5 protein-coding genes are annotated in these 8,932 nt (G+C 49.5%); all 5 read left to right on the top strand.

Annotation, left to right across the window (positions count from 1 at the left end):
- Positions 1 to 2,490, top strand: a 2,490-nt coding sequence (locus NT002_08700; GenBank protein MCX6829341.1) for a hypothetical protein, incomplete at its 5' end; no start/stop codon positions are given.
- Positions 2,487 to 4,316 carry a PorV/PorQ family protein gene (locus NT002_08695; protein ID MCX6829340.1) on the top strand — a complete coding sequence of 610 codons (1,830 nt, stop codon included), beginning with the start codon at positions 2,487 to 2,489 and terminating at the stop codon, positions 4,314 to 4,316. The genes NT002_08700 and NT002_08695, both read left to right, overlap by 4 nt.
- A gap of 69 nt (positions 4,317 to 4,385) precedes the next feature.
- Positions 4,386 to 6,392, top strand: coding sequence for a SpoIIE family protein phosphatase (locus tag NT002_08690; protein ID MCX6829339.1), 2,007 nt, complete (start codon positions 4,386 to 4,388; stop codon positions 6,390 to 6,392).
- Positions 6,393 to 6,482: 90 nt separating this feature from the next.
- Positions 6,483 to 7,178, top strand: a complete 696-nt coding sequence (locus tag NT002_08685) for an STAS domain-containing protein (protein ID MCX6829338.1) — start codon at positions 6,483 to 6,485, stop codon at positions 7,176 to 7,178.
- Positions 7,179 to 7,239: 61 nt separating this feature from the next.
- Positions 7,240 to 8,886 (top strand): GGDEF domain-containing protein, encoded by a 1,647-nt coding sequence (locus NT002_08680; GenBank protein ID MCX6829337.1) that lies wholly within the window; start codon positions 7,240 to 7,242, stop codon positions 8,884 to 8,886.
- Positions 8,887 to 8,932 lie beyond the last annotated feature (46 nt).

The raw sequence follows: 8,932 nt of genomic DNA, 5'->3' as shown, positions 1-8,932 counted from the left end.
GATGCGAGACTGCAAAATAAAGGAGATTTACCAACTTTACCGGCGGTCTTGTTCTCGGCGCATCTTGGCTCCTGCCCGAATCAGTGTGCTGTCGAGCGTGAAATCTCTTCCATTCCTCCCAATGGCGTATTTCGCGTCAGTGCCGCCGTTCCCAGCGACAGTGCGCAGCCCAATATTGATGATACTCTCTCGATTGAAGTGACCTCAAAATACTATTATGGCAATGACACGATTGTCATCACTCGGAGTCGCTCCTATTCCGTTCACATTATAGACAGATTAAGCTTTAGTTATGTGGATGGCTCTCTGACGGTCGATACCGTGCTTTCCCCTTCTATTCTGCCTACTCTTTCAATCAAAATACGGTCTAACAGGAAAATTGATGTCGAGCAGTTGAGAGGCAGTGTTTCCCTGAGTATGAAATTGGATGATACGACCTGGGCGGAATTCGCGTGGCCAAGGCTGGATTCCATTATCGACAGCCAGACCTTCATTTTCGAGCAATTCGCGGTACAAATCCCCGAACTGGCCGGGGAATATCGCCGGGAAGGGTACAAATCGCTGAAAGCGGCAGTCACTTTCGTCAGTGGAACCGATATGCTTTCACGTTTTGGAGGAATCTTAGAAGGATTTGACTCCCTCTATGTTCTGTTCCCGGCGGTTCTATCCTATCAGACCTCCTCTCTGTCACCCGCGATGGTTTCGGGCGGTATGAATCACGCTTTTGAATTTGATCTGAATCTTACAGGTTCCACGACTATTAGTATTGACGACCTGAATTCGGTGATGACATTTGTGCATGACGATGGCGTCATTTATGCCTCGCTGGCCGAGTTTCCGAGACCTCTGCATGCCGGGGCGAATCATATCGTCACCGATGAAATTAATATTCCTATCAATCTTGTAGGGAAACAATTGAGACCCAGCCTGACTATCGTCGGCAAGGAGTTATATTCTTTCCGGACAGACCTTATGAATTTCGGGTCGGATGTTATTACCGTCACAAGCCTGCCGCAGATGAAAATTGTCTCAACCGAATTGGTGACGGTTAATCCGCCGTTTGTCAATTATGGTCAGCAGTTCTCCATCAAGGTCGGCCTGCAGAATCTTTCGGCCGACACGATACATGATGTTTCTGTTTTTGTAACTTCCGAGAATGGGAAGGACACTCTTTCTGTGCAGAGCGGCCAGGTTATACCGCCTCTGACGGGAATTGATGTGATGCTTCCCATGACTGCCAAAAACGTCTCGATACCGATCAAAATCTTCAAGGCGTTTATATCCTCTCCCGAAGCACTCGTTCTACCGGCCGAAGACAACACGGCCGCCGTTACGGTGCAGTCGCCGGCTGTTATCAAGCTGGTCGCATTTCCGGAAGGTCTGGGCAGTTATCCTTATGTCGATTACGGAGAGACTTTCTCGATTGCCGCGAAGCTCGAAAACGAAGGGGAAGCGGGAGTGTCGAGAGGGGAAGTATCGCTCTCGACCGGGGGATATGATTTCGGCGTGCCGGATCCATCACCTCTTGCCATTGATGCCGACTCCACCGCCTATTGGAATCTGATAGCGCCATCGGTTACCGCCTCAGTAAGGCTCAAGATTAATCTGACTCAGGTGCCGCTCGACAAGAACACCGGACTTCCGGCCGGAGTTGCGGTTGACTCAGTCGAAATTCCGTTGGATGTTGAACCGGCTCAGGCGGAACTCCTCGTGAATGGTGTTGTCAGTCAGGCGCCGCTGGTGATCGAGGGGGCTTCACGTGAGCTATTCTCTCTGGAATTGAAAAACAACACGGAGAATCCGATCAATGTTATCGGCCTGAAATCAATTGATATTCATATATCCGATCGTGCGGATCGCGTGATACTTCCCGATGCCATCATTATTATGGAAGAGAGCGGTTTTTATTCCGGGAGAACAAAGATCACCTCAGCCCAGGTGGTGGATAATCTGCTGCGATTGACCTTTGCTGATTTTCGGCTTGGCGCCAAGGATGAAGTGACCCTCGCTTTTATTGCCGGTTTTAAGGATAAGATTTCCGTTTCCGGATTCAAAGTCACCATCGAAAACCGCGATATAAGGGCTATTTTTGTTTCCGGCCCTCGTCTCAACCAGCCGGTCCCGGTGCGCGGGAAATACGAAAGCAATTTCCGCATCGGCGGCAGTTTCGTGATAACGGCGCATTCTCTGGAGCGATCATTTATAGTCAGGAATAATCCTTTTAATCCCGACCTGCAAATGGCCGAAGTCGCTTACAACCTTGAAGCCGATGCTCCGATCACAATGAAAGTCTATACCCTGACCGGTGAGGAAGTCTTTGAAAAGACATTCCCGGCCGGTTCCGAAGGCGGAAGAGAAGGCTCCAACTATATCAGCTGGGATGGTCGAAATGATGAAGGAAAAGTGGTTTTAAACGGCGCTTATGTGATGATTGTCAGAGACGAAAGAAGCGGTCAATCATATAAACTGAAATTGGCGGTGATGAAATGAAGGCACCGTGGCACAAAATAGCAATCGCCATCTTTTTCATGCTGTTCACGGCCGGGTCGGTCGGGGCCGGTGATGCCGGAAGAGAATCGCAATTTTCCATCGGCTCCGGGGTGCGGGCGCTGGGAATGGGCGGTGGCTTTGTCGGTCTGGCCGATGACGCCTCGGCTATTTACTGGAACCAGGCGGCCCTCACTCTTCTGGATAATCAGGAAATCAATCTGATGCATGTGACCCTCTATGAGGGCTCGGTATATGATGTCGCCTCTTTTGTCTATCCCCATCCCAAACTGGGTGGATTCGGTGTTTCTTTCATGCGGCTCGGCACGGGCGATATCATGCGGCGTGAGGACTGGAATGAAGTTGGGGAATTCTCCTATGCCACCTGGCAACTGATATTAGGATATGGGCATAAGCTGGAAAAAGGTTTTTCTTTCGGCACGGGTCTGAAAATAGTCAATCAAACACTTGATAGAAATTCGACCTATGGCGTCGGATTGGATATCTCATTTTACAGCCGCATCATAAAAAATATATCGGCTGGAATTTCGTTCCAGGATATCATTGCACCCCGTCTGCGATTGGGAAGCGCTCTCGAAATAACGCCCATGACGGTCGTTGCCGGCATCGGTGCCAAGGATGTGCGCCTGGGGAGCGGGTTCCGCCATAATATCGGTCTGGGGCTGGAGAAGGGCGAAAATCGTTCAGTCAAACTTCATCTGGGTGCCGAATCTATTTATCGCGATTATCTATCTTTGCGCGCCGGCTACGATCGCGACAACCTGACATTCGGACTGGGTATTATCTATCAAAAATTGCGCTTCGATTATGCCTACAAATTCATGGATGGTCTTTCCGATTCGCATCGGCTGGGGCTGTCGATCCGGCTGGGCACTTCGGTCTCTGAAAAAATCCGGCGCGAAAAGGAATTTGAGAGTGCGCGGGGAAGTTCCCTGATACTGGAAGACCGCAAGCGGTCATTTCGTCTCTTTAAAGAGCTTGCCGACAAGTACTACCATAATAATTCTCTTGATTCCGCATACGCCTATTATCAAAGGGCGCTGGCCTTTAACGAGGATGACCGCGACACCCGTCATAGAGTCAACCAGATCGATGAACTTCGGAAATCGGCTCTGGCCGAGAAGGAAATAAAAGCCCGGCCGCAGGCCGATATGACGCAGCAGCTTCTTGACGGATATTACTCCCAAGCGGAGCTGTTCTTCAATAAGGGCTCCTTTGCGGCGGCTCTTGATATTATCGACCTCGGGCTGGGCAGGTCGCCGGACGATCAGAAATTCCTTGCTTTAAGGGATCAGGTCACCGCCGGCCGCGACCTGGAAATCGGTAGAATGATGGACGAGGCCTCCCGTGCCGATCGTGACGGGCGCTACGCCGACGCCCTGACCGCTTATAATCGTGTTATGGAACTTTCTCCGGGCAATGTGGAGGTCAAGCAACTGATTGCCAAAGACGGGACCGAATTGAATAAACTGCAGCTCATCAATAAAGGCGCGGAGCTCTTTGCCTCGGGTCTCTACTCTGATGCCAAAGGACGGTTCGATGAAGTCCTTAAGATTGACCCCCAGAATAAAGTCGCCCGGGATTACGAGGGGAGAATCGCTCTTCTCATGAAAGAATCCACCGAGTTGCAGGACCTCCAAAAAGATGAAAGAGTCTGGAAGATTTATCTGTCGGCGCTCGAGTATTTCCGCAAAGAGGACTATGCCAATGCTATCAAGCTCTGGGAGGAAGTGCTCAAATATTATCCCGGAAACAAGAACACGATGAATAATATCGAGCAGGCGAGACTGAGGCTGCAGAACAAATAATGATCTGTTCCAGCCGGAATCGATTTTTTATCGTGGAATTAGTTCCGGTTTCTTCTTACTTTTCCGGCGATGTTTAGAAGACCCATTAAGGAAATCAACGCCGAATATCAGGCGGAAGATAAATACCTCCCTTCCATCCAGTACCTGGTGCGGGAATCATGTATTAATGCCAATCTCTCCCGCCGCGATGTCAGCGCCGTCACGTTGGCGGTGGAGGAAGGGGTCACCAATATTATTCGGCATGCCTATCTTTATGAAAAGGGGACGATTCGGATAAGAATCATCATCTTCAAACGCCGCATCATTTTCTCTCTGATTGATACCGGGCGCTCTTTTCAACCCGATGGAGCCATCAAGCTCGATTTGAAGAAATTGGTCGATTCCGGAAGGAAAGGCGGGCTGGGCTTCTACATGATCAACAAGATTATGGACTCGGTGGAGTACATATCCACGCCCGGGTTCAATGAATTGCGCATGTCCAAGCTCATCACCCGGCAGCCGGAGAAGACCCGCCTGTTTATGGGGCGGATGTTTAATTTAAGAGTAAAATTCTCCGTTTACACTTTCATGATCATGCTGACCATAATCGCCGGAGCCTATTTTATTATTAATAATCGCAGCGTCAAGCGAATCGAAGAACATCTGCACGGGACGGTCGCTTCGCTTTCCAAAACTGTGGCGGCGCAGGGAGCGGGTTATATTCTCAACCGTCGCTCCGATGTTGAATTCGATGTACTGGCGATGAGTTATATTCGGGCCAATCCCGAATTGACCACGCTGGTTATCACCGACTCGGCCGATGCCATTCTGGCTGATACCAGAGATATCAGAAACCTGCGCAAGAAATATGTCCCGCCCAAGGACATTGATTCGACCAGGGTGGGGCGCCTTCAGACCTACGTTGAAAATGGGCAGGAGATGAATTATCAGATTCATTACATAAAAAACGGCGACCGGGTGAGCGGCCGAGTTTATATCACTTATTCGAGTGAGCCGTATATCAGGCAAATCAACGCCGAACGACGCACTATTATTTTTCTCACCGTAATCGGACTTCTCATCGGGATCGGCGGCATCTATCTTTTATCCAGCTATTTTGTCAGCCCAATTGTCCGAATCACCGAAAGGGTGCGGAAATTCAGTTCCGGCGATATCGAGACCGAACTTCCTCTGGAAGGGGTGGAGGAATATTTCGAGATTTCCAAAGCGCTGAACGAAATGATGAGCCGTCTTCGCCGCGACCACGAAAATATCGTTGAGCGGGAGAGAGTGGCCAAAGAAATCGAGGTGGCCAGCCAGATTCAGAAGACACTGTTGCCCGCCAAACTTCCCGAAATTCCCGGCCTTAAACTGGATGCATTTTATCGCGCCGCCTCCCGGATCAGCGGCGATCTCTACGATGTTTTCCAGATTGACCGGGAGAACTACTGCCTTCTGGTAGCCGATGTCTCGGGTAAAGGGATTCCGGCTTCGCTGGTGATGTCAATGCTTCGTACCGTCATTCGTATCGAGGCCAGAAATAAGTTATCGGCTCACGATATTCTGGTGGCGGTCAATAATCTCATCAAGGATGACATCCCGCCGGGCGTATTTATCACTATTTTCTTGGCGGTCTTCGATACGACCAAGAGGAGAATCAATTTTGTTTCCGCCGGACATAATCCCCTCATATACTGTCGACATAATGGAAACGGGGCGGAGCTGCTCAATCCTCCCGGGGTACCGTTGGGGTTGCCTCTGGCCACGGATAACGGCTTTGCTCAGAAATTAGTCGAGCAGAGTGTCGATATTCAGGACGGTGATATTCTCTTTATATATACCGACGGGATTACCGAATCGATGAATCGGCTGGAAGAAAAGTATGGCCTGGAACGTCTCTGCAATCTATTCAACGAAAAGGTAGTCCGGAGCCGGACCAAGGATCCCAGGGCGATATCGCAGATGGTTATGGGCGACATTGACCAGCATGCCGGCATGGCCGTCCAAAATGATGACATTACCTTCATAACGGTCTGTTCGAGCGGCGAGAGCCCATTGGGGGGAATTCAACCCCTCGAATCAGAGACTCTTGAGTAAGGCAGATTTCTCCTGTTAGCCGGCCAATTCGGGGTCGGGCCGCCCATTTTTTTATCTCCCTTTTATGAAATATTGGTTATAATTGATAATATGGAGAACATTAAGATATCGGTCTCGGAAAGCGGTCGTGATGACAGCATTTCCCAGGTTCGCGTTGATGGTGTTATTGATACTCTTACCGCCACCCGGCTCGAGGAGGTTTTAGACCGACTTCTGAAACGGAACCGCTACCATATCATTCTTGACCTGGCCGGAGTCGATTATATTTCATCGGCCGGCTGGGGTATTTTCATCTCTCGTATTAAGGAAATTCGGGAAAATAAGGGTGATATCAAACTGGCCAATATGGTTCCCAACGTATATGAAATTTACGAGCTCCTCGAGTTTGATAATATCCTGTCTGCCTATGAGAGTGTCCACGCAGCCAAGACCGCCTTTGGGGCGCCCGCTGAAGCTGACCCCGTAAAAAAAAAAGACCCGATAGCAGGCGTCCGCACGGTCGTTAAGGAATTACCCCCGGGAGGGGATTCCTTTTCAACCCGCAGAGAAGAGGTCAGCCGGGCCGAGGTCGCTGGTTTTCCCATCGACCGAACGGAGCAGTTGCTGTTGGAAGCGATACGGGACGACCCTTTCTATACTATTTCGGAATTGCGCCTGGTGCTTGAGGAATCGGGGCATGCGTCTCGCATAAGTTGGTGGGGAATTTTCAGAATCTTGAGGAAACATCGTCTGGTATCACGGCGGGCCCGATTTCGGTATGCCCGGCAGACCAGAAAACGGTTCTGATTTTCGTTGACAGCAGGAATTGAAACAAATAATTTGATTTGGCGTGAGTTGACATAAGCACATGACAGAGATAATCTTAATCATTATTCTGACGGTCTTGGTGATCGTCTTGGCGGCGTCCATTATCATCCGCTATCGCCGCACCAGAGGGACGATCTTTATTAAGGAAGAGGCGATAAATGAATTGGTGACCGCCATGGTCAATAATATTCGCGCGGGGAAAATTCAGGATATTGCCGGCAAAGTCTCTTTTATTCTCAAAAAATATCTGGACTGCGATAAGATAATTTTCCTCAAGTATTATAAAGGGGCGCTGGAGCTTAATTACTATTCCGGATTGCAGCGATTCGAAAGGGAGGATTTCAGAGTCCGGCTTACGCCCAATTTGCAGAGTAAGTTGAAGTCGTTTCACCAGATATCGCGGATTGAGGAGCTTTCGTCGGTTTTGCCTCCCGATTATTCCAAGATAATCAAGCAGACCGGATTTGCTTATTTCTTTCCGGCCTACCTTCGCGAAAATTTATATGGCGTCTATTTTATTTCTACCTCGCTCCCACCCGAAAATCGCCAACTGCAGTTTCTATCCACGGCCCTTGCTTTCAATCTCTCGACCGCCTACCATATCGGTATTCAGGAACAACAGATAAAAAGGTATGAGGACAGGTTCAGGCAATTGGGTGAGATCAAGGAAAGGGCCGTTTCCTCAAGAGATGTGGAATCGGGGAGCGAATTAGTGAAATACCTCCGCATCCGGAACAGCCGCGAACTTATTCCCGAGTTGATCAATGGGCTGCGGAAGGACTGCAGCTTTTCCCGAATGGCTTTTTATGTGCGGGCCGACGAGCCGAATGAGGCCATGGTTTCGGTCCGCTGGAACCTGAATGAAGAAACCGACCGTATTTTCAAGGAAAATTACGATTCGATAATCAGCCGCCTGCAACCTGACAAGATATGTGATATGAAGAATCCGGTGCCGTCTTTTCAGGCGCTCGAGGGAAAATGGAGCAAGCTGCAGAATGGGAATATCAGCTATCTGACCGCTCTCCCCTGGACAGACAACCGCAAAGCTCTTCTGGCCTGGAGCGGTTCACAGATGGTTGATGAAGTGGCCGAGAAACTGCGCAGATTCAAATTGGAGGCCCTGCCTCTGGTCGAGAATGTCAGTCGCTTCGAAAAAGCGGAGGAGCTTTCTTATACCGATGGCCTGACCGGAATCTACAATTTCCGTTATTTCCAGAAGCGGATTCGGGAAGAGTTTATGAGAGCCAAAAGGTACGGCCGCAATCTGGCCTTATTGATATTCGATGTTGATGACCTCAAGAATATCAACGACAAATATGGTCATCTGGCCGGGGATAACCTGCTGAAATGTTTTGGAGCCGTGCTGACGGAATCGGTTCGCTCCAATGATGTGATTTCCAGGTACGGCGGCGATGAATTCTGCCTGATAATGCCCGAAACGAGTCGGGAAAAAGCTCATCTATTTATGGAGAGAATTCAGGAAAAAATCGCCATTACCCCCTGCGTCATCGAGGGAAGCGGCCAGAAACATAAATATTCGGTGTCGATCGGGGGAGCGGTTTTCCCCCTGGATGCCGATAGCATTGATAATCTCATTGATACCGCCGATATGGCGCTCTTGAAAGCCAAATCGGAAGGACGAAACTGTTGCCGCATGTATCAGTCCGAATTCAGCCACAAGAGCTGACGTCCGAAAAGAATGTAAATGAATTTTGAAATAATGCCGATTTCAT

The sequence above is a fragment of the Candidatus Zixiibacteriota bacterium genome, assembly GCA_026397505.1.
Taxonomy (GTDB): domain Bacteria; phylum Zixibacteria; class MSB-5A5; order GN15; family PGXB01; genus JAPLUR01.
The sequence above is the reverse complement of the archived record's forward strand: the minus strand, read 5'-3'. Positions and strand labels throughout refer to the sequence as shown.

Bases quoted from the DNA above. Each gene is read 5' to 3' on its own strand.
- NT002_08695 (MCX6829340.1), top strand. From the start codon at position 2,487: ATGAAGGCACCGTGGCACAAAATAGCAATCGCCATCTTTTTCATGCTG.
- NT002_08690 (MCX6829339.1), top strand. From the start codon at position 4,386: ATGTTTAGAAGACCCATTAAGGAAATCAACGCCGAATATCAGGCGGAA.
- NT002_08685 (MCX6829338.1), top strand. From the start codon at position 6,483: ATGGAGAACATTAAGATATCGGTCTCGGAAAGCGGTCGTGATGACAGC.
- NT002_08680 (MCX6829337.1), top strand. From the start codon at position 7,240: ATGACAGAGATAATCTTAATCATTATTCTGACGGTCTTGGTGATCGTC.